Raw genomic sequence first — 19,959 nt, 5'->3', positions numbered from 1 at the left:
AGCCGTTCGGCGAGGCGTTCTTGGGACCACACCTTGGCCCGATTGGCGTTGCGGAGTCGTAAATGCCGGGAGGATTTGGGAATTCGGGGGAGCAGGGCCAGGAAAGCCTTAGGTTGTGCCTTGACGATGGAGCCGCCTCTAGGCCCTATGCCTGAGCTTAGAGCGGGGGGTGTTCGCGTGGCGGGGAATTGGAGTGCGGGGGGACCCTCGGCGGGTGACGATGTCTATGTCGGAGACGCGACGAACGAGATCGTGCACGGCCTGGGCGGAAACGACGTCCTGACCGGAGGCGGCGGCGACGACCGCCTGGACGGCGGGGCGGGCACCGACACGGCCTCCTATGCCGGCGCGTCTTCGGGCGTGACCGTGTCGCTGGCGGCCGCCGGCGGCCAGAACACCGGCGGAGCCGGAACCGACACGCTGGTCTCGATCGAGAACCTGACGGGCTCGGCCCACAACGACGTTCTCACCGGCTCCAGCGCCGGCCAGATGACCCTTGTCTCATCCAACAGCGCTGGCGTGCTGGCCGCAGGCGATCCCAACTTTTCGGGATCGAGCCAGCCGGTCTTCTCGCCGGACGGGTCGAAGGTGGTCTTCATGAGCGGCGCGACCAATCTGGTCGCCGGCGACACCAACGGGTACCGCGACGTCTTCGTCAAGGACCTGTCCACCGGCGTGGTCACCCGCGTCTCGACGAACGTCGCGGGTGGCGAGGCGACCCCCACCGCCAGCTACGGCAGCGCCAAGCCGGTGTTTTCGCCCGACGGCGCGAAGGTCGCCTTCGTCAGCTACGCCAACAATCTGGTGGGCGGCGACAACAACGGCTCCGCCGACATCTTCGTCAAGGATCTGCTGACGGGCGCGGTGACCTGTGTGTCGACGACCACCAATGGCCAGTTCGTGTACAGCGAAGGCGGCGCCGACAGTCCTGTCTTCTCGCCGGACGGGACCAAGATCGCCTTCGTCAGCTATGCCAGCATGGAGGCGGGCGACACCAACTACCTCTCCGACATCTACATTAAGGATCTGGCGACGGGCGCTCTGACCCGGGTCTCGACGACCGGCGCGGGCGGGCAGGCGGCGGGCGGCTTCGGCAGCACCCAGCCGGTGTTTTCGCCGGACGGGACCAAGATCGCCTTCGTCAGCTACGCCACCAATCTGGTCGCGGGCGACACCAACAATTCGGGCGATATCTTCGTCAAGGATCTGGCCACGGGCGTGGTCACCCGCGTCTCGGTCTCGGCGACGGGCGCGGAGGCCAACAATGAATCGCGGGAGTTTTCCTTCTCCGCCGATGGCACGAAGATCGTCTTCACCAGCCATGCCGACAATCTGGTCGCGGGCGACACCAACGGCTATTCGGACGTCTTCATCAAGAATCTGCTGACCGGAGAGGTGACGAAGGTCTCCACCGGACCGGCCGGCGTCCAGTCCAACGGCTACTCGCAAAGCGCGAAGTTCTCGCCGGATGGCTCCAAGGTCGCGTTCTGGACCAATGCGAACAACCTGGGCCCCGACATGTCCGGCCCGGGCGTGTACATCAAGGACCTGAGCACCGGCGTCATGACGAAGGCGTTCGCCTCGCCCTATGCGCCCGACTATTGGTCGTTCTCGCCCGACGGGACGATGCTGGTGTTCGCGGGGGATGGAAATCTCCCCGGCGACAACAACTACATGGCGGACGTGTTCATCGTCGACATCGCTTCGACGGGGGCGAACGTCCTGTCGGGCGGCGACGGCAACGACATCCTGACCGGGCTAGGCGGCGCCGACACGCTGGACGGCGGGGCGGGCAACGACCTGCTGCTGGGCGACGACGCCGACACCACGACCGCCGACGGCAATGACATCCTGAACGGCGGCGACGGCGCCGACGTGCTGATCGGCGGCCAGGGCGACGACACCCTTTCCGGCGGCGCGGGCGACGACATCCTGGTCAACGGGATCGCCAGCGGTGGGATCGACGCCGCCGGGGCCGCCTATCTGAAGCTGCGATACAATCTCTATGGCGGCGCCGACGTGATCGACGGGGGCGCGGGCAAGGACATCGCCTATCTGAACTATGCGGGCCAGAACGCCGCGGTCGTGTTCAGCAACGCCAACAGCGACGCGCTGAACGTGGTGACGGTCGGCGGGGTGGCGACCGGATCGGTCACCCGGGTCGAGCAGATCGTCTTTGTGGGCGGCAACGCGAACGACACCCTCACCGGCGGGGCCGGCGACGACACCTTGCAGGGCGCGGGCGGCGCCGACGCCCTGGACGGCGGCGGCGGGGTGGACACCGTCGACTACGTCGATCACTACACCTTGCCGATCACGGTGACCCTGAACGGCGGATCGTGGGTGACCGTCATGGTCGATGGGGTCGCTCAGGACACTATCCGTTCGATCGAGAACGTCACCGGCAGCTATCTGGGCGCGGACCGCCTGACGGGCGACAACCTGGCCAACGTGCTGGTCGGGGTCGGCGGCGACGACATCCTGGCAGGCGGCGGCGGCGACGACATCCTGGAAGGCGGGGCCGGCAACGACGGCCTGGACGGCGGCGCCGGCAACGACACCGCCTCCTATCTGAACGACGGGGCCGGCGTCGTGGTCAGCCTGGCCGAGACGGGCGTGCAGAACACCGGCGGATCGGGCGGGGACACCCTGACCTCGATCGAGAACCTGCTGGGCTCCAACTTCGCCGACGCCCTGGAGGGCGACGCCGGGGCCAACAAGATCGATGGCCGTGGCGGCGACGACGTGCTGTTCGGCGGCGAAGGGAACGACACGCTCTACGGCGGCGCCGGCGCCGACATCCTGATCGGCGAGGGCGGGGCCGACACCATGGTCGGCGGCGCGGGCGACGACTCCTACTGGGTCGACAACGCCGGCGACGTGGTCACTGAACTGGCCGGCGAAGGCTTCGACACCGTCGCCTCGGCGGTCAGCTATGTGCTGTCGGGCAATATCGAGCAGCTGATCCTGGTGGGCACGGCGGCCAACGCCACCGGCAGCGCCGAGGCCAACATGCTGATCGGCAATGCGTCCAACAACGTGCTGACGGGGCTGGACGGCAACGACGTCATGGTCGGCAATGGCGGGCTCGATACGATGATCGGCGGCCGGGGCGACGACGCCTACTGGGTGGGCTCGACCACGGATGTCGTCACCGAGCTGGCGAACGAGGGTTATGACAGCGTCGCGGCCTTCGTCAGCTACACCCTGACGGCCAATGTCGAGCAGTTGGTCCTGCTGGGCTCGGCGGCCAACGGCGTGGGCAACGCCCTGGCCAACATCATCACCGGCAACGAGCTGAGCAACGTGCTCGACGGTCAGGCCGGCGCGGACCTGCTGATCGGCGGCCTGGGCGACGACGCCTACTGGGTCGACAATGTCGGCGACACCGTCCTGGAGCTGGCGGGCCAAGGCTTCGACACGGTGGCCTCGTTCGTCAGCTATACCCTGGCCGACAATATCGAGCAGCTGAAGCTGGTGGGCGACGTCGCCCTGACCGCCACCGGCAGCGCCAGCGCCAACATCCTCAACGGCAACAGCCTCGACAACACCCTCTACGGCCTCGGCGGCGACGACGTCCTGGCCGGCGAGGCGGGCGCCGACACCATGATCGGTGGCATCGGCAACGACGCCTACTGGGTCGACAACGCGGGCGACGTGATCGTCGAACTGGCGGGCGAAGGCTTCGAAAGCGTCGCCTCTTCGGTCAGCTACACCCTGTCGGCGAACCTGGAACAGCTGGTGCTGGTGGGCACGGCGGCCAACGCCACCGGCAACGCCCAGGCCAATGTGCTAATCGGCAACGGTCTGGCCAACACCATCACCGGCGGCGGCGGCAACGATCTGCTGACCGGCGGGGCGGGCGTGGACACCTTCGTGTTCGGGCCGGGCTCGGGCCACGACCGGATCACCGACTTCGGCGCCAACGGCGACCACGACGTGCTGAACCTGGCGGCCTTCACCGGTACGGGCGTGACCTGGACCGTCACCCAGCAGGGCGGGAGCACCGTGGTGGCCTTCTCCAACGGCGACGACATCCTGCTGGACGGGGTGATCGCCTCGCATGTCACCACACAAGGGACGTCGCTGATCTGGAACTGATCGGGATCCGCGCAAGGATCGGCGGGGGCTATCGGGGCTCGGCGGTCGAGCGTGTCCATGCAGCCGTTCGGCGAGGTGTTCGTGGGATCACACCTTGGCCCGATGGGCGTGCGGGGTCGTAAATGCCGGGAGGATTTGGGAATTCGGAGGAGCGATATGACGCCTAGGGGGTCTTGGGCAGATCCGTACGATGCGTCCCGGGTGGGACTTTCGCGTTACCCAAGCCTGCCGTCTCGCGGGCGCCGAAGGTTGTATCTGGCGTGACCGCTAGCTCCTCGCTAGAGGTGATCAAGAATTGGCCGTTGGGGCGCTGAGAGCGCTGCGGCCCGGGAGAGCGACGCATGGCTTACCTGCCCGGCACCGACGCCAGCGAAACGATCGACGGTACGTCGGGGGACGACAATATTCGCGGCTACGGCGGCGCGGATGTGCTGAACGGCGGCGACGGCGCCGACACGATCTACGGCGATGAGGGCGACGACACCCTGAATGGGGGTAACGGCGACGACTTCCTGATGGGTCTGGACGGCGACGACATCGTCAACGGCGGCGACGGCGCCGACCAAATTCGCGGGAATTTCGGGACCGATGTCCTCGACGGCGGCGCCGGCGCCGATGTCCTGACGATTTCGTACGACGGTTTCGTGGCGGACACCTACAAGGGCGGGACGGGAGCCGACTTGTTCTATGTCGAACTGCTCTATGCCCACGAACAGCCCAGCAATCTGGTGGGGCTCGATCATATCGTCGATTTCTCGGCCGCCGACGGCGACCGTATCAGCCTGGGTCCGCTCGTTTCCGGCGGCAAGTCCGGCAACTTCTATTTCATGTGGTATGGCGCCATCACCGACCCGGCATTCAGCCTGTCGGCCGGCAAGACGCTTCCGGGAAGCCTCGGTTCCAACCTTATCGGCGTCTGGACCTGGGCCAGCGCCGGCAAGACCTATCTGATCGTCGACTCCAACCATACCCAGACTCTCGACAACAACGATTTGGTCCTGGCGTTCGACAATGGGGCCGTCATCAGCCAGGCTTCCTTCGTCGATGGCGTCTTTGTCGCCCAAGCCGGCGCCTCGGGCGCGGACGTCTTCGTGGGGACCAGCGGCATCGACGTCATCTACAGCGCCGGCGGTGACGACACGGTGTCCGGGTTCGCGGAGAACGATCAACTGATTGGCGGCGACGGCGACGACAGTCTCGACGGCGGCGACGGCGAGGACACCCTGTCCGGCGAGTCCGGTTCCGACACTCTTCACGGCGGCGCGGACAACGACATCCTGTCGGGCGGGTTCGGCTCCGACATTCTTCACGGCGGCGCGGGCAACGACGTGCTCTACGCGGGCATGGCCTACAGCGATATATCGGACACCGCCGACAGCGTGAACACGCTTTACGGCGAGGATGGGAACGACGCCCTCACTGGCGGCGCCGGTCTGGACACTATGTACGGCGGCGCTGGCGACGACGTGCTGAGCGGGGGCGTGGGCGATACGCTGTATGGCGGCGACGGCGCCGATAGCCTTCGCATCTACGGCGAAGCCTGGGGCTCGGCGGCGGCGGGTTGGCTGGATGGCGGGGCGGGCGACGACCAAATCTACGTGACGGCGCCGCAGGTCGTGACGGGCGGGGCCGGCTCGGACCTATTCTATCTGAGCTTCGCGTCCGAAGAGGCCGAGACCAGCAATCCGGCCGGTTACGCGATCATAACCGACTTCAACGCCACCGAAGGCGATCGACTCGATTTCGGCTACCCCGCCTACGAGACGCCCGTGGTCTTCCGGGGGGCGCTGGACAATCCGACGTTCTCGCTGACCAACGGCGCCGTCTTCTCCAGCAACGACTACGGACCGGACTTCACGCAAATCTGGACCTGGACCCAGGGAAGCGACACCTACCTGATCGTCGACTCGAATGGTGACGGCGTTCTTCAGTACGGGGTCGCCGAACCGGACTTCATCGTGAAGTTCAACGCCCCCGTCGGCCTGGACGCTGGCGCGTTCACGGCGGGTTTCCTGGTCACCGGCGTGAATGGCACGAGCGCGGCCGATCTCTTCAACGGCGGCGACGGCGCGGACACTTATTACGGGGTCAACGGCGACGACCAGCTTCACGGGGGCGGCGGAGCCGACGTCTTCCGAGGTAGCAACGGCGACGATCAGCTGTGGGGCGACGACGGTAACGACCAGCTTAGGGGCGGGACGGGCGACGACATCGTCGAAGGTGGCGCCGGCGCCGACACGCTTCTGGGCGAGTCCGGCTCGGACTTGATGCACGGGGGCGAGGGCAACGATCGGATATATGGCAGCGGAACCGCGGCCAGGTCCGCCGATGACGCGACCGCGGTCAACCGGCTCTATGGCGAGGGCGGCGACGACGTGATGTGGGGCGGCGCTCCGCATGACCAGCTGTATGGCGGCGACGGCGCCGACTACCTGATCGGGGGCGGCTTGCTCTATGGAGAAGCGGGCGACGATCGTGTGTACGGCATCACCGCCAGCATCTTGGACGGCGGGGCGGGAGACGACGACCTCTGGGCCGGCGACGAGGATGACACGCTGATCGGCGGGGAAGGGGCTGACCAGATGGCCGGCGAGGCGGGCAATGACGCCTACTGGGTCGACAATGCCGGCGACGCGATCTTCGAGGAGGCCCGCGAAGGCTTCGACACGGTCGCCGCGTCCGTCGACTACGCCCTGTCGGCCAATGTCGAGCAGCTGATCCTGATCGGCGGGGCGCTGGTCGGGACGGGCAGCGCGACCGACAATATCCTGGTCGGCAACGGCCTGGCCAACACCCTCTACGGCCTGGATGGGAACGACACCCTCAGCGGCGAGGGCGGGGCCGACACCATGGCCGGCGGCGCGGGCGGCGACGCCTATTGGGTCGACAATGTCGGCGACGTGGTCGTGGAGAACGCCGGCGAGGGCTTCGACACGGTGGCCAGCTCGGTCAGCTACACCCTGAGCGCCAATGTCGAGCAGCTGATCCTGGTGGGCACGGCGGCCAACGCCACGGGCGGCGCCGAGGCCAACATGCTGATCGGCAACGCGTCCAACAACGTTCTGACGGGGCTGGACGGCAACGACGTGATGGTCGGCAACGGCGGGCTCGATACGATGATCGGCGGCCGGGGCGACGACGCCTATTGGGTGGGCTCGACCACCGACGTGGTCACCGAGTTGGCCGGCGAGGGCTACGACAGCGTCGCGGCCTTCGTCAGCTACACCCTGACGGCCAATGTCGAGCAGCTGGTTCTGCTGGGCTCGGCGGCCAACGGGGTCGGCAACGCCCTGGCCAACATCATTACCGGCAACGAACTGAGCAACGTGCTCGACGGCCAGGCGGGCGCGGACCTGCTGATCGGCGGCCTGGGCGACGACGCTTATTGGGTGGACAATATCGGCGACACCGTCCTGGAACTGGCCGGGCAGGGTTTCGACACGGTGGCCTCGTTCGTCAGCTACACCCTGGCCGACAATATCGAGCAGCTGAAGCTGGTGGGCGACGTGGCCCTGACGGCCACCGGCAGCGCCAGCGCCAATATCCTGAACGGCAACGCCCTGGACAACACGCTCTACGGCCTGGGCGGCGACGACGTCCTGGCGGGCGAGGCGGGCGCCGACACCATGATCGGCGGGATCGGCAACGACGCCTACTGGGTCGATAACGTCAATGACGTCATCATCGAACTGGCGGGCGAAGGCTTCGAGAGCGTGGCCTCGTCGGTCAGCTACACCCTGTCGGCCAACCTGGAACAGCTCGTCCTGCTCGGGACCGCGGTCAGCGCCACCGGCAACGCCCAGGCCAATGTGCTGATCGGCAACGGCCTGGCCAACACCATCACCGGCGGCGGCGGCAACGACCTGCTGACCGGCGGGGCTGGAGCCGACACATTCGTGTTCGGGCCGGGCTCGGGCCACGACCGCATCACCGACTTCGGCGCCGGCGGCGACCATGATGTGCTGAACCTGTCTGCCTTCACCGGCACGGGCGTGACCTGGACCGTCACCCAGCAGGGCGGGAGCACCGTGGTGGCCTTCTCCAACGGCGACGACATCCTGCTGGACGGGGTGATCGCCTCGCACGTCACCACCCAGGGAACCTCGCTGATCTGGAACTGATCGGCCGAGCGCTCGGGGCGTAAAAAAAAAGGGCGGCGGGAGTGATCCCGCCGCCCTCCTTCTATCCGCCGTCGGACGGCGGTTAGAACGACTTCTGGATGCTGACGCCGTAGGTGCGCGGCTCCAGGGTGATCAGGTTGGTGAACAGGCCCGAGCTGTCGTCGGTGGTGTAGGCGTCGGTGATCGGCGTCTTGTTCGTCAGGTTCTTGACGTAGGCGTCGATCTGCAGGCCCCACTCGGGCTTCTCGATCTTCAGGGTGATGTTGGCGTTGTTCCACGCCTTCAGGCGGTCGTACTCGGTGTTGTAGACCCGGGTGAACTGCTGGCTCTGGCGGTAGTAGTCGCCGCGCAGGGTGGCCGACCAGCCGCTGGAGAAGTCCCAGGTGTACTGGGCGCCCAGCGAGATGGTCCAGTGCGGCGAGTTGGGCAGCTCGTTGCCCGACAGGTCCGCGGACGTGCCTTCCAGCGAGTAGCCGGGGCCGTAGTTGTAGAGGCCGATGCCGTAGGCCAGGCCCTGGGCCTGGGCCAGCGAGGCGCCCCGGCTTTGCAGGAAGGCCTGGTAGAGCGCCGGACCGCCGCAGGCGAACGGGACGCTGGCGCCCTGGCCCAGGGCGATCAGGGTGGCCACGCCGGCGGTGGTCAGCACGCAGTTGGAGCCGACCGCCACGCCGGGCAGGCTGGGGCCGGCCTTGACCACCTGGTAGAGCGGGTTGCTCTGGGTGCGGTTCATGGTGTCGACCGAGGTGACGCCCTTGCCGATCTTGGTGTCCAGATAGCCGAGATTGGCGTTCAGCCGCAGGTTCTGGACCGGCGACCAGACCGATTCCAGCTCCAGGCCGTAGACCGTGGCGTTGACGTTCTCGTTGACCGAGGTGCGGTTGACGATCTTGGAGATCTGGTAGCCCTGGTAGTCGTAGTAGAAGCCGGTGGCGTTCAGCATCAGGCTGCCGCCCAGCAGGGTGTTCTTCGACCCGATCTCGTAGGCGTTGACGAACTCGGGCGCGAAGGTGGCCTGGGTGCCCGCCGCGCCGGCCGCCGCTGGCGGGTTCGAGCCGCCGCCCTTGTAGCCCTTGGAATAGAAGGCATAGAGCAGGTTGTCTTCGGTCAGCTTGTAGTCGAAGCCGAAGCGGCCGGTCAGCTCGTTGAACACGGTGCGGTTCTCGGGGGTGACCGGGTCCTGCTCCAGGCCGATGCCGGGCGACAGCAGGACGGTTTCGAAGTTCTGCTGCACCTTGTCGTCGTGCGTGCGGCGCAGGCCCAGGGTGAACTTCAGCTTCTCGTTGGCCTGCCAGTACAGCTCGCCGAAGATGGCGTTCGACTTCAGGTGATAGGGCGAGCGGTTGTCATAGTAGTTGTGGCCGCTGCCGTCCGGGGTGGCGTTCTGATCGATGCCGATGCAGCTAGTCGGCAGGGTCACCGGGTTGCAGTTGGGGTTGCCGGTGTTCTGGAAGTTCAGGGCCAGGGCCGACATGGTCAGCGAGTTGCCGATCACGTAGTAGTCGGTGACGGTCTTGTAGTCGAACCAGATGCCGCCGAAGTTGAAGTTCAGCGGGCCGTCGAAGTTCGACTGCAGGCGGACTTCCTGGCTCCACTGCTTGGAGTTGCCCGACGAGACGTCCAGGGTGGTGAACTTGTTGGTCGTGCCCACCTGCGGGTCGGTGAAGGTGCCGTTCGAGCTGGTGATGCCCGGCACGGAGTTGAACGAGACCGTCGAGACGTTCCGGTTGTAGTCCAGCTTCGTGTAGACGTTGCCCTTGCTGTACGAGGTCAGGGCCGTGAAGGTCAGGTCGTCGGTCAGGTCATAGGCCAGGTTGAACTGGTAGACGTCCGACTTCGACCGGTAGATCGGGTCGAACATCGTCTCGATCTCACGCAGGTTGCGGCTGGTGGTGTCGCCGAAGTTGGCGTCGCCGCTGGTGAAGCCGAAGATGTTGCCCAGCTCGCCGGTCAGGGTGCCCGAGGTGTTGACCGTGCCGTAGGCGCTGTCGGCGTACAGCGAGGCGGGCAGACAGCCCTGGGTCAGGAAGGCGCGGGCCGCGCCGGTGTTGAAGCCGCCCACGGTGGCCGGGCCGTTGTCCTTGGTGCACAGCTGCTTGCCGACACGGGCGCGGGCGTCGTCCTCCTTGAAGTGCTCCCACATGAAGTTGGTGCGCAGCGAGTCGATGGGATTGAACATCACCGAGACGCGGGTCGAGTACAGGTCCCGGTCGTCGACCTTGTGGTCGTTGTAGGTGTTGGTGACGTAGCCGTCGCGCTTGAGGTAGTTGCCGGCGGCGCGGATCGCCAGCTTGTCGCCCATGATCGGGATGTTGATCATCCCGCGCACCTTCTGGGTGTTGTAGTTGCCGTATTCGGCCCGGACGTTGGCCTCGAAGTCGCCCACCGGCTTGGCGGTGATGATGTTGACCAGGCCGCCGGTGGCGTTGCGGCCGTACAGCGTGCCCTGCGGGCCGCGCAGCACTTCCACGCGCTCCACGTCGAAGAACTCGGCGTCGAACAGGTTGCCCACCTGCAGGGGGGCGTTGTTCTCGTGCAGGCCCACGCCCGCGTCGGTGGCCACGCCCACGGCCTTGTTGCCGATGCCGCGGATGGCGAAGTTGAAGCTGTTGGTGAAGTTGCCCTTGGCGAAGGTGGCGTTCGGTATGGCCTGCTGCAGGTTCGGCCCGCCGTCGATCTTCTGCGCCTCGAGGGTGTCCTGGCTGAAGGCCGACACCGCGATCGGCACGTCCTGCAGGGCTTCTTCCTTTTTCTGGGCGGTGACGACCAGCTCTTCCAGCACGTTGCCGCCGCCTTGCGGGGCGGCCGGCTTGGGAGCTGTCTGGGCGAAGGCCGGAGCGGCGATCGAGACGGCGGCCAGCACGGACACGGACGCGCCCATAGCCAGCAGGCTCCGCATACGCAGAGATTGCGACATTCTATTCCCTCCCTGGATGTCGCGGCCCCTTATTGCGGGGCCTGCGGACATCGCGTTGTTTCCTCGGCGCCGTACTTATATGCGCTGGGCGGGCATACGGCCGACCCATCCCAGCAATGGAGCGATTGCATACTTGGGAACTTGGGCTGTCAACCGGCCTTGGCGTAAGTGAACATTGATAGGTTACGGCTTTTCACTTTGCCTGCCGCGACATTCACCTGTCGCGAGTAAGTTTAGAGAAAAATTCGAAAAACCGGTTCGACGCCTGACGTTGCGTCAAGCGGTGTTTCAGGCCGGAAAACCTAGCGCGATCAGTGAGCGCGTTCAGCCGATAGTGTCTCATTCGCGCCGAAGGTACAGCTCAAATATCGTTGTTCGAAACATTTGTTTCATCGGTGTGACCGCCACGCCGCGCGGACGGGCGGGCGGCGGCGTGCCAAGCCGGCCGCTCTCGTGTAGAGAGGCGGCATGTCCGTTTCCCCCTCTTCCCCGGCCGCGCCGTCGCGCGCCGCCGCCGCGCTCGTGCTGTTCTCGGGCGGTCAGGATTCCAGCGTCTGCCTGGCGTGGGCGCTCGAGCGCTACGACCGCGTCGAGACCGTCGGCTTCGACTACGGCCAGCGCCACGCCATCGAGATGGAGGCGCGCGTGGCCGTGCGTCACCAGATCGCCGCCCGATTCCCGCACTGGGCCGAGCGCCTGGGCGAGGACCACGTTCTGGACCTGACCGGCTTCGGCGCGGTGGCCCATTCGGCCCTGACCGCCGACGTCGCCATCGAGATGACCGAGCGCGGCCTGCCGTCCACCTTCGTGCCGGGCCGCAACCTGGTGTTCCTGATCTACGCCGCCGCCCTGGCCGACCGCCGGGGCCTGGGGGCGCTGGTCGGCGGCATGTGCGAGACCGACTTCTCGGGCTATCCCGACTGCCGCCGCGACACCCTGGACGCCATGCAGAGCGCGCTGAACCTGGGCATGGACCGCGACTTCGTCATCGAGACCCCGCTGATGAAGCTGACCAAGGCCGAGACCTGGGCCTTGGCCAAGCAACTGGGCGGCGAGGACCTGGTCGACCTGATCGTGGTCGAGAGCCACACCTGCTACCAGGGCGACCGCGGCGACCTGCACCCCTGGGGCCACGGCTGCGGCGAATGCCCGGCCTGCGACCTGCGCCAGAAGGGTTATGAAGAGTGGGACGCAAGCGGGCGGGAAGCGCTCGGTGTCTAACGTTCTTTCACCCCACCACGGCTGTCATCCCGGACAAGCGAAGCGCAGATCCGGGACCGACCTGGAACGCGGCGCTCAGGCGTCGGTCCCGGATCGGCGCGCTGCGCGCTTGTCCGGGATGACAGCCGTTTTGTGGGTCGCGCGATGACCTACACCGTCAAGGAAATCTTCCTCACCCTGCAAGGCGAGGGCGGCCAGGCGGGCAAGGCCGCCGTGTTCTGCCGCTTTGCCGGCTGCAACCTGTGGACCGGCCGCGAGCAGGACCGCCACAAGGCCGTCTGCACCTTCTGCGACACCGACTTCGTGGGCACGGACGGCGAGGGCGGCGGCAAGTTCGCCACGGCCGACGCCCTGGCCGACGCGGTCGAGGCGGCCTGGACCGGCGGTCCGCACGACCGCCTGGTGGTCTGCACCGGCGGCGAGCCGCTGCTGCAGCTGGACGCCGCGGCCATCGACGCCCTGCACGCGCGCGGCTTCCAGATCGCCTGCGAGAGCAACGGCACCGTGGTCGCGCCGGAAGGCATCGACTGGGTGTGCGTCAGCCCCAAGGCCGACGCCCCCGTGGTCCAGACCCGGGGCCAGGAACTGAAGCTGGTCTTCCCGCAGGACAAGGCCATGCCCGAGCGCTTCGCGGCTCTGGATTTCGAGCGCTTCTACCTCCAGCCGATGGACGGTCCGGACCGCGAGCGGAACACGCAATTGGCCGTCGCCTATTGCCTTTCGCACCCACAATGGCGTTTAAGCGTCCAGACGCACAAATATCTCGGCCTGCCCTGACGGATAAGGCGCTCGACTTGGTGACAGGGTCGACGCGCTAGAGCCTCCCAGGCCTTGTCAAAGAAGTACACAGATGAAGCCCGTCTTCGAGATCACGAAGGCCGCGTTCTTCGACGCGGCCCATTACATCGAGCAAGGTCCCTCGGACCATCGCTACCGCAAGCTGCACGGCCACTCTTTCCGGGTGGAGGCCAGCGTGAAGGGGCAGATGCAGGACGCCGGCTGGGTGGCCGACCTGGAGAGCCTGGACGTGGCGCTGAAGGCCGTCGCCTCCGAGCTGGATCACGGCCTGCTCAACGACCGCCCGGGGTTGGAGAGCCCGACCCTCGAGCGCATCTGCCTCTATTTCGCCGAGCGCCTGCAACCCCAGTTCCCCGGCCTGTCGCGCGTGGTGCTGTCGCGCCCGACGATCGGCGAGAGCTGCGCGCTGGTGCTGTAAACAAATTCCGCTCATCCCGGCGAATGCCGGGACCCAGATGGAATGGCGATGTGGCTGACGCCATGAGCGCTGAGCGTTTCCAACCATCCGCACAGCCATAGGATCTGGGTCCCGGCATTCGCCGGGATGAGCGGGGTTGGGGGCTCATCGCCCCAGCGTGTAGCGAAAGCTCAGCGAGGCGCTGAACTGATCCGCGGATCCCAGGTCCGCGACGACGGGACTGTCGGCGGCGTCGCCGAGCACGCGACGGTATCGGGCGGCGCCGACGAGGTTCCAGTGGCGGTTCAGGCGATATTCCGCGCTGGCCGTGAGGCCGGCGGCCAGGACGGGACCGTCGGGCGCGTAGGGCGCGATGTCGAACGGGCTTCGAGCCGCTTCGATAGGGCTGACGCTGAAATAGGTGCGGGCGAAGCCGTCGTCCGCCCACGACAGGCGCGGTCCCAGCGACGCGACCAGCGGCCCCTCGCGCCAGACCGCGTCGGACCCGACATCGGCGACCCAGGAATGATGACCGCCGACCCCGCGCCGCAGTTCGCCGTGCAGGCGTAGCCAATCGCGGGGCCAGGAGGTGGCGAAGACGCCGCCCTCGGCCGCCCAGTCGACCTTCTCGAACCCCGTCAGGTCGTCGTCGTTCTCGCGCGGGCCGCGCAGGCGACCGGCCACGCCGGCGGACCAGCCGGAGCCGCCGATCAGCCCCAGGCTCGCGCCGTCGTCCGGCGCGCCGAAGGCGGGCGCCGTGCCTCGTCGGGAAAAGTTGATGCTGCCGCTGGGAAATGGGCGATAGTCGTTCGAGCCCATGTAGTCGGGCGCGACGCGCACGCCCAGACGCAGGTCGTGCAGCGACCATCCGAAGATCGTGATGTCGGCCAAGTCCGTGCCAGCCTGAACCGGGCGCGGGAGCATCGACGCCGCGACGGCCGCGCAGGCCGCCACGGTCCACCAGGCCGCAAGGCGGCGGCGTCCGGGAACCTGGGGCGCGTCCACGGCGAAACCCTGCACGACAGGCCTCCTTCGGGGGAAAGCATTGGCGCGCCGGACGGGCCTCGCCAATGCGGGCGAACCCCTAGGCGGGCCGCGTGGAATCCGGGGCGACGCTCAGGACGGGTCTCGGAAAACGCCGCTCTTCCACTGGGCGCGCGGCTGGCCTATCTCTGCCTCGCCGATGACGCCGGGGAAGGCCGCCGATGCTCTACATGCTGCTGTGCTACAACAACGAGGCCGAGGTCCTGGGCTGGACCCCGGAGCAGGACGCCGCCGTCATGGGCCGGCTGTCGGTGGTCCACGACCGCCTGATCGCCGAGGGCAAGATGGGCCCCTCCGGCCGGCTGACTGGCACCGACGCGGCCAAGACCCTGGTCAAGTCCGAGACCCCCTTCGTCACCGACGGTCCCTTCGCCGAGACCAAGGAGCAGTTCCTGGGCTTCTACACCCTGGACGTCGCCGACATGGACGAGGCCCTGGCCATCGCCCGCGAACTGGGCGTGGCCAATCCCGGCGGGGCCTACGAAGTGCGACCCATGCGGCTGTTCCTGCCCGGAGCGGCGGTGGGGGCGGCCTGAGCTTGGCCTTGAGGGTGCGGCGGGCTAAGTCGACAGCCTAGGGTTTTGTCCGCGAGCGTTCATGGCGTCGGTTTCCTTCCAGTATATTCCCGAGGACTTCCTCGACGCCTGGCGGCTGCAACTGCGCCACAGCTGGCTCGTGCGGTTCAGCCGTTGGATGCCGCTGATTCTGATCGCGTTCAGCCTCCTGACCTCGTGGACCGAGTTCCGCGATCGGGGCGTCCTCTATGGCCTGCTGCTGAACCTGCCGATGCTGGTCCTGGCCGGCCTGCTGCTCGGCCTCAACGTGCTGAACGACAAGGTCCTGCTGCCACGCCGCGCCAAACGCCTCCTGGCGCAGCAGAAGAGCCTGCAGGGCGAGGCCACGATCAGCTGGGACGCCGAAGGGATCAGCTTCGCGATCGCCAACGGGCAGACCCGGGTGGCCTGGGCCGACTATGTCCGGTGGCTGGAAAGCGACACGCTGCTGCTGGCGTTCCAGAGCGACAACCTGTTCAACGCCTTGCCCAAGCGCCTGTTCGACGACGGCCAGGTCGCCGAGATTCGCGACCACCTGACCGCCGCCCTGGGCGGCCCCGGCAAGACTCGGAAATAGCGAGACGTTCATGCAGACCGTCACCTACCGCTACATCGAGGCCGATCTCGTCGACGCGCGTCGCCACGCCTACAACGTCCAGCCGCTGGTGCGGGTGGTGCGGCTCGTGCCCACCGGCTTCTTGCTGATCGGCGTGCTGCTGGGCGTCTGGCAGGCTTCTGAAGGCCATTGGGATGGCGTCTTCGAGTTGTGGGGCTGGATGACGGTGGGCGTGGCCCTGCTGATCTGGCAGGTCATCGGTGATCGCTGGCTGCTGCCCGCCTCGGTCCGCAGGTCCCTGGCGCGCGACAAGGGCTTCCAAGACGACCACACCTTCGCCTGGGACGCCGAGGGCTTCCTGATGGAAAGCCGCCATGGTCAATCCCGTTGGCCTTGGGGCGACTTGGCCAAATGGCAGGAAAGTCCCGGCGGCTTCCTGCTGTGGCAGAGCCCCCGGCTCTACAACTATGTGTCCAAGCGCCTGTTCGACGCGGCCCAGGCCGACGAGATCCGCGGCTATCTGGCTGCCGAGGTTGGGCGCGTGGGCAAGGCCCGAAGACGGGTTGCTTGAGCGCCCCTACCGCCCCGCCACCCACGTGCGATACCGCTTGGTCCGGCCCTTGGACCACAGCTGGTCGCGGATCAGGCTCAGCAGGGGCGAGGTCTTGGCGTCGGGGCGGCGGCCGGAGCCCATGCGGCGCAGCTGGGCCTTGGTGACGGCCATGTCGGCCAGGCTGGCGGCCACCTTGTTCTTCCACTTGGCCACCGGCAGGGCGACTTCCAGGCTCTCGCCGCGCCGCCAGCGGTCGGCCAGGTCGGGGACGAAGGCCATGGCCCTGGCCACGCCCACCACGTCGACCCCGTCGCGGCCGTCTTGCGACTCCAGGGCCTGGCTGGCCACCGCCAGGCGGCGCACGCCGCCGGTGGCCATGACCGGCATCTTCGCGGCCGCGCCGATCTCGCGGGCGAAGTCGATGAAATAGGCTTCCCGCGCGAGGGTGCTCGACTTGGCCTCGCCCTGCATGGCCGGGCTCTCGTAGCTGCCGCCCGACAGCTCGACCAGGTCGACGGCAAGGTCGTTCAGCCAGCCTACCACGGCCGCGGCGTCGGCCGGCTCGAAGCCGCCCTTCTGGAAGTCGGCCGAGTTCAGCTTCACCCCCACGCAGAAGCCGGGCGACACCCGGGCCCGCACGGCGCGGACGATGTCGAGCAGCAGACGCGCGCGGTTCTCCAGTGACCCGCCCCAGGCGTCGGTGCGCCGATTGGTCAGGGGCGAGAGGAACTGGCTGAGCAGATAGCCGTGGGCGGCATGGATCTGCACGCCGGTGAAGCCGGCCTCCTCGGCCCGGGCGGCGGTGACGGCGAAGCGCTCCACCAGCTCCCCGATCTCCCGCGCGGTCATGGCGCGGGGCGTGGCGAACAGCTTGGAGTATTGGCCGAGGTCGATGGCCACGGCCGAGGGGGCGAGCGTCTCCTGGCCGAGGGCGGCCTGCGTTTGGCGGCCCGGATGGTTGATCTGCATCCACACCTGAGCCCCGCCGGCCCGCGCCGTCTTCGCCCATTCGCGGAAGGGCTCCAGTGGCTGGGCGGCGTCCAGCACCACCCCGCCGGGGCCGGTCATGGCGCGGGCGTCGACCATGACGTTGCCGGTCAGGATCAGCCCGGCCCCGCCCTTGGCCCAGGCCGAGTACAGCTTCAGCAGGGCCGCGCCGGGCAGGGCGTCGTCGGTCGCCATGTTCTCCTCCATGGCCGCCTTGGCCAGACGGTTCTTCAGCACCGTCCCGTTGGGCAGGGTGAGCGGCGAGAACAACGGGGTGACGAACGACGAGGCTGCGGGGATCTGCGACATGTCGGGACCTGTTGGAACTTCGATCACGAAGGCCTACACCTTCAACCTAGGTTGAAGGTCAAGCGGGAAGCTCGAACATGAAGATCGGCGACGTCGCCCGGGCCGCGGGGGTCACCACCTCGCGCATCCGCTTCTACGAGGCCGAGGGGGTGATCGCCCCCGCCGACCGCGCGGCCAACGGCTATCGCGACTATCCGGCCGCGACGGTCGAGCTGATCGTCTTCATCGAGCGCGCCCAGAAGCTGGGCTTCTCGCTGAAGGAGATCCGCGCTGGGGCGGCCGCGCCCCAAAACGCGTCAAAGACCGACGGCCACCCGGTGTCGTGCCAGACCGTCCTGCCCGCCCTGCGCCGCAAGCTGGCCGACGTCGAGACCCACATCGCCGCCGCCCAGGCCACCCGCGAGGAGATCGTGGGCCTGATCGCGGCGCTGGAAGCGGGCCGTCAGGCGGCCGAGGCGATGGCGGCGGAATAGATCACGCTTGTAATTTTCTTGCCGCGCCCGCAGGGTCTCGCGCGTGAACCGGACGGGGGCGGGAATGGATCGACGCGATAGCCGAGGCGTGGCGGCGTGGGCCGCCCTGGTCCTGACGGTGCTGCTGGCCATCGGCGGCGCGGGCCGGGCCGTGGCCGACTCGTGGGCTCCGCCCCGGACCGAGGTCTATGCGTCGCCCGACAAGGCGGTCCGGCTGACCGTCACCCCCGGCCGGCTCGACGTGGTCGGCGTCCCGGCGCGCGGGGTGCTGGAGAAGCGCGATCCCAAGGGGCGCTGGGTCGCGGTCTGGGACCGGCCCCTCGTCAATTCCGTGGCCCCCGTCGACGCCCTGGTGGCCCCGGACGGCGGCCATGTCGTCACCTTCGACAACTGGTTCCGCGTCGGACTCGGGCCGGACGTGGTGGTGATCTATGGGGCGGACGGGACGCTGGTGCGCTCCCTGCGCCTGACCGACATCGTGCCCGAGGCCTATGTCGAGGGGCTGGAGCGGTCGACCAGCTCGCTGCGCTGGGCCAGCGAGCACAGGCTGGACGGAGCCGACCTGGTCCTCCAGGTCCTGGGTCCCGGCGACCCGCCGGCGTCGAAGGGCGTCATCGAGATCCGGGTCGACCTCGCCACCGGCCAGGTGCGGCCGCCGTCGGGACCGGACTGGGAAGCGCTCCAGGACGCCGCCCGCCGGGTGGTGGCCCAGCGGCGCGAGGCCGAAGCCCGCGAGATCGCCGCCATGGTCCAGCCCCTGGTCGGGCCGGTCGCGGGCGGCGAGCTGGAATGGTCCGAATATCTGCAGGAGGCCTTCTACCGGCTCACCGCGCGCGAAGAGGACGCCTATCCCGCCACGATCGTCCTGCGGCGGAAGGACGTGCCCGACTACGCCCCGTCCCTAGCCTGGCTGCGCGACGCGATCCGCAAGCCCCAGGCCAGGCCCGGCGAGGTCCTGATGTTCGGCTCGCCCGACGCGGACAATCTGGTGGCGGCCCTGGCGGACGCCGCCGCCAAGGCGCGCCCCGGACGGCTGAAGGGCGTGCGGGTCTATGTGGCCGTGGACGACGCCCGCTGGCCGGCGGTGGCCGCCGCCCTGGGCGCGAGCGGGGCGAACCTGATCCAGCTGGATCCCGGCAAGCCCATCCCGCAGCGCCCGGACCGCCTGCCGCCGGGCGTCCAGGCGGAGTAGGGGCATGGATCGCGACTGGACGACGCTCGAGCGCTTCAGCTTCGGCGACAGTCCCGCCCTGGCGGACGAGCTCCTGGCCCTGGTGTTGAGCGGAGCCAAGACGGCCACCTGCTGGTCGGAGCGCGAGACGGTCGAGACCCATGTCGGCAAGCGGATGGTGGCCTGCGACGGGGCGGGAACGCCGCGCGCGGTGATCGAGACGCTCAGCCTGGAGGCCCGCGCCTTCGACGCGGTGGACGAAGCCTTCGCGCGGCTGGAGGGCGAGGGCGATCTCAGCCTGGCCTGGTGGCGTGACGCGCACCGGGCCTATTTCGAGCGCAACGGCGGCTTCGATCCGAAGATGACGCTGTGGCTGGAGGTCTTCGAGGTGGTCGAGCGGCTCTAGATTTCTTTGTTTTACGCGTTTTCTTCACGCGAACCGGTGTCCACTTCGCTCGAAAACGCTCTAGCCCCGCTGGGCCTTCTTCCATTCCTTGAACTCGCGCTTTTCGCGGTCCTTCTTGCTTTCGCCCGGAATCACGGCCTTGCCGCCGGCGACCACGACCTTGCCGGTGGTTCCGACCACGGTCCCGGCCGCTCCCACCACGGCGCCGCCGGCGGCGACGGCCAGGCAGCCCTGGCTGGTGACGGCGACGGCCAGCAGGGCCAGGGCAAGGGGCAGGCGACGCGAGAACATGAAGACGCTCACTGAAAAACCGAGGTTCGCCTTCTAGCCCGGCGCGGGGCAGGCGTCTCCGCG

Annotated in this window: 15 protein-coding genes; 11 read left to right on the top strand and 4 right to left on the bottom strand. The window is 67.9% G+C overall.

Features of this window, described 5'->3' with window-relative positions; all coding sequences use genetic code 11:
• Positions 1–126 precede the first annotated feature (126 nt).
• On the top strand, positions 127–4,101 hold the full coding sequence (locus AC07OA_RS00990) for a beta strand repeat-containing protein (RefSeq protein WP_494661891.1): 3,975 nt from the start codon (positions 127–129) through the stop codon (positions 4,099–4,101).
• Between the two features lie 341 nt (positions 4,102–4,442).
• A complete protein-coding gene (locus AC07OA_RS00985) occupies positions 4,443–8,222 on the top strand; it encodes a beta strand repeat-containing protein (protein ID WP_494661890.1) in 3,780 nt (1,259 codons plus the stop codon).
• Positions 8,223–8,304: 82 nt separating this feature from the next.
• Here the strand turns inward: AC07OA_RS00985 and AC07OA_RS00980 are convergent, their stop codons facing one another.
• Positions 8,305–11,136 carry a TonB-dependent receptor gene (locus tag AC07OA_RS00980; RefSeq protein ID WP_494661889.1) on the bottom strand — a complete coding sequence of 944 codons (2,832 nt, stop codon included), beginning with the start codon at positions 11,134–11,136 and terminating at the stop codon, positions 8,305–8,307.
• A gap of 468 nt (positions 11,137–11,604) precedes the next feature.
• Between AC07OA_RS00980 and queC the strand changes: the two genes are divergently transcribed.
• The 3 genes from queC (at position 11,605) to AC07OA_RS00965 (ending at position 13,573) form a co-directional block, all read left to right on the top strand.
• Positions 11,605–12,357 (top strand): 7-cyano-7-deazaguanine synthase QueC, encoded by a 753-nt coding sequence (gene queC / locus AC07OA_RS00975; protein ID WP_494661888.1) that lies wholly within the window; start codon positions 11,605–11,607, stop codon positions 12,355–12,357.
• Between the two features lie 144 nt (positions 12,358–12,501).
• Positions 12,502–13,134 (top strand): 7-carboxy-7-deazaguanine synthase, encoded by a 633-nt coding sequence (queE, locus tag AC07OA_RS00970; RefSeq protein WP_494661887.1) that lies wholly within the window; start codon positions 12,502–12,504, stop codon positions 13,132–13,134.
• Between the two features lie 73 nt (positions 13,135–13,207).
• A complete protein-coding gene (locus AC07OA_RS00965) occupies positions 13,208–13,573 on the top strand; it encodes a 6-carboxytetrahydropterin synthase (protein ID WP_494661886.1) in 366 nt (121 codons plus the stop codon).
• A 144-nt stretch (positions 13,574–13,717) separates the two neighbouring features.
• Here the strand turns inward: AC07OA_RS00965 and AC07OA_RS00960 are convergent, their stop codons facing one another.
• On the bottom strand, positions 13,718–14,572 hold the full coding sequence (locus tag AC07OA_RS00960; protein WP_494661885.1) for a MipA/OmpV family protein: 855 nt from the start codon (positions 14,570–14,572) through the stop codon (positions 13,718–13,720).
• A gap of 185 nt (positions 14,573–14,757) precedes the next feature.
• On the opposite strand from AC07OA_RS00960, the gene AC07OA_RS00955 reads away from it, so the two are divergent.
• From AC07OA_RS00955 to AC07OA_RS00945, 3 genes are all read left to right on the top strand, one after another.
• Positions 14,758–15,132 (top strand): YciI family protein, encoded by a 375-nt coding sequence (locus tag AC07OA_RS00955; protein WP_494661884.1) that lies wholly within the window; start codon positions 14,758–14,760, stop codon positions 15,130–15,132.
• A gap of 61 nt (positions 15,133–15,193) precedes the next feature.
• Positions 15,194–15,727, top strand: coding sequence for a YcxB family protein (locus AC07OA_RS00950; protein ID WP_494661883.1), 534 nt, complete (start codon positions 15,194–15,196; stop codon positions 15,725–15,727).
• A gap of 10 nt (positions 15,728–15,737) precedes the next feature.
• Positions 15,738–16,277, top strand: a complete 540-nt coding sequence (locus tag AC07OA_RS00945) for a YcxB family protein (RefSeq protein ID WP_494661882.1) — start codon at positions 15,738–15,740, stop codon at positions 16,275–16,277.
• A 6-nt stretch (positions 16,278–16,283) separates the two neighbouring features.
• Here AC07OA_RS00945 and AC07OA_RS00940 read toward each other — a convergent pair whose 3' ends face one another.
• The gene (locus AC07OA_RS00940; protein ID WP_494661881.1) at positions 16,284–17,555 is read right to left on the bottom strand and encodes an NADH:flavin oxidoreductase/NADH oxidase family protein; all 1,272 of its coding nucleotides are present in this window, start codon (positions 17,553–17,555) and stop codon (positions 16,284–16,286) included.
• A 77-nt stretch (positions 17,556–17,632) separates the two neighbouring features.
• Between AC07OA_RS00940 and AC07OA_RS00935 the strand changes: the two genes are divergently transcribed.
• The 3 genes from AC07OA_RS00935 (at position 17,633) to AC07OA_RS00925 (ending at position 19,605) form a co-directional block, all read left to right on the top strand.
• On the top strand, positions 17,633–18,028 hold the full coding sequence (locus AC07OA_RS00935) for a MerR family transcriptional regulator (protein WP_494661880.1): 396 nt from the start codon (positions 17,633–17,635) through the stop codon (positions 18,026–18,028).
• A 64-nt stretch (positions 18,029–18,092) separates the two neighbouring features.
• Positions 18,093–19,220 (top strand): hypothetical protein, encoded by a 1,128-nt coding sequence (locus tag AC07OA_RS00930; RefSeq protein WP_494661879.1) that lies wholly within the window; start codon positions 18,093–18,095, stop codon positions 19,218–19,220.
• Positions 19,221–19,224: 4 nt separating this feature from the next.
• Complete coding sequence (locus AC07OA_RS00925) at positions 19,225–19,605, top strand: ASCH domain-containing protein (RefSeq protein WP_494661878.1); 381 nt, start codon at positions 19,225–19,227, stop codon at positions 19,603–19,605.
• A gap of 60 nt (positions 19,606–19,665) precedes the next feature.
• Here AC07OA_RS00925 and AC07OA_RS00920 read toward each other — a convergent pair whose 3' ends face one another.
• Entirely contained in the window at positions 19,666–19,896 is a 231-nt protein-coding gene (locus AC07OA_RS00920; protein WP_494661877.1) for a hypothetical protein, read from the bottom strand.
• Between the last annotated feature and the right edge of the window lie 63 nt (positions 19,897–19,959).

It is taken from the genome of Caulobacter sp. GW821-FHT09B08 (assembly GCF_059418225.1).
This window is presented reverse-complemented; position numbering and strand designations above follow the sequence as displayed.

Excerpts from the sequence above, each read along its gene's own strand:
- AC07OA_RS00990 (WP_494661891.1), top strand. The coding sequence starts at position 127 with ATGGAGCCGCCTCTAGGCCCTATGCCTGAGCTTAGAGCGGGGGGTGTT.
- AC07OA_RS00985 (WP_494661890.1), top strand. The coding sequence starts at position 4,443 with ATGGCTTACCTGCCCGGCACCGACGCCAGCGAAACGATCGACGGTACG.
- AC07OA_RS00980 (WP_494661889.1), bottom strand. The coding sequence starts at position 11,136 with ATGTCGCAATCTCTGCGTATGCGGAGCCTGCTGGCTATGGGCGCGTCC.
- queC (WP_494661888.1), top strand. The coding sequence starts at position 11,605 with ATGTCCGTTTCCCCCTCTTCCCCGGCCGCGCCGTCGCGCGCCGCCGCC.
- queE (WP_494661887.1), top strand. The coding sequence starts at position 12,502 with ATGACCTACACCGTCAAGGAAATCTTCCTCACCCTGCAAGGCGAGGGC.
- AC07OA_RS00965 (WP_494661886.1), top strand. The coding sequence starts at position 13,208 with ATGAAGCCCGTCTTCGAGATCACGAAGGCCGCGTTCTTCGACGCGGCC.
- AC07OA_RS00955 (WP_494661884.1), top strand. The coding sequence starts at position 14,758 with ATGCTCTACATGCTGCTGTGCTACAACAACGAGGCCGAGGTCCTGGGC.
- AC07OA_RS00950 (WP_494661883.1), top strand. The coding sequence starts at position 15,194 with ATGGCGTCGGTTTCCTTCCAGTATATTCCCGAGGACTTCCTCGACGCC.
- AC07OA_RS00945 (WP_494661882.1), top strand. The coding sequence starts at position 15,738 with ATGCAGACCGTCACCTACCGCTACATCGAGGCCGATCTCGTCGACGCG.
- AC07OA_RS00940 (WP_494661881.1), bottom strand. The coding sequence starts at position 17,555 with ATGTCGCAGATCCCCGCAGCCTCGTCGTTCGTCACCCCGTTGTTCTCG.
- AC07OA_RS00935 (WP_494661880.1), top strand. The coding sequence starts at position 17,633 with ATGAAGATCGGCGACGTCGCCCGGGCCGCGGGGGTCACCACCTCGCGC.
- AC07OA_RS00930 (WP_494661879.1), top strand. The coding sequence starts at position 18,093 with ATGGATCGACGCGATAGCCGAGGCGTGGCGGCGTGGGCCGCCCTGGTC.
- AC07OA_RS00925 (WP_494661878.1), top strand. The coding sequence starts at position 19,225 with ATGGATCGCGACTGGACGACGCTCGAGCGCTTCAGCTTCGGCGACAGT.
- AC07OA_RS00920 (WP_494661877.1), bottom strand. The coding sequence starts at position 19,896 with ATGTTCTCGCGTCGCCTGCCCCTTGCCCTGGCCCTGCTGGCCGTCGCC.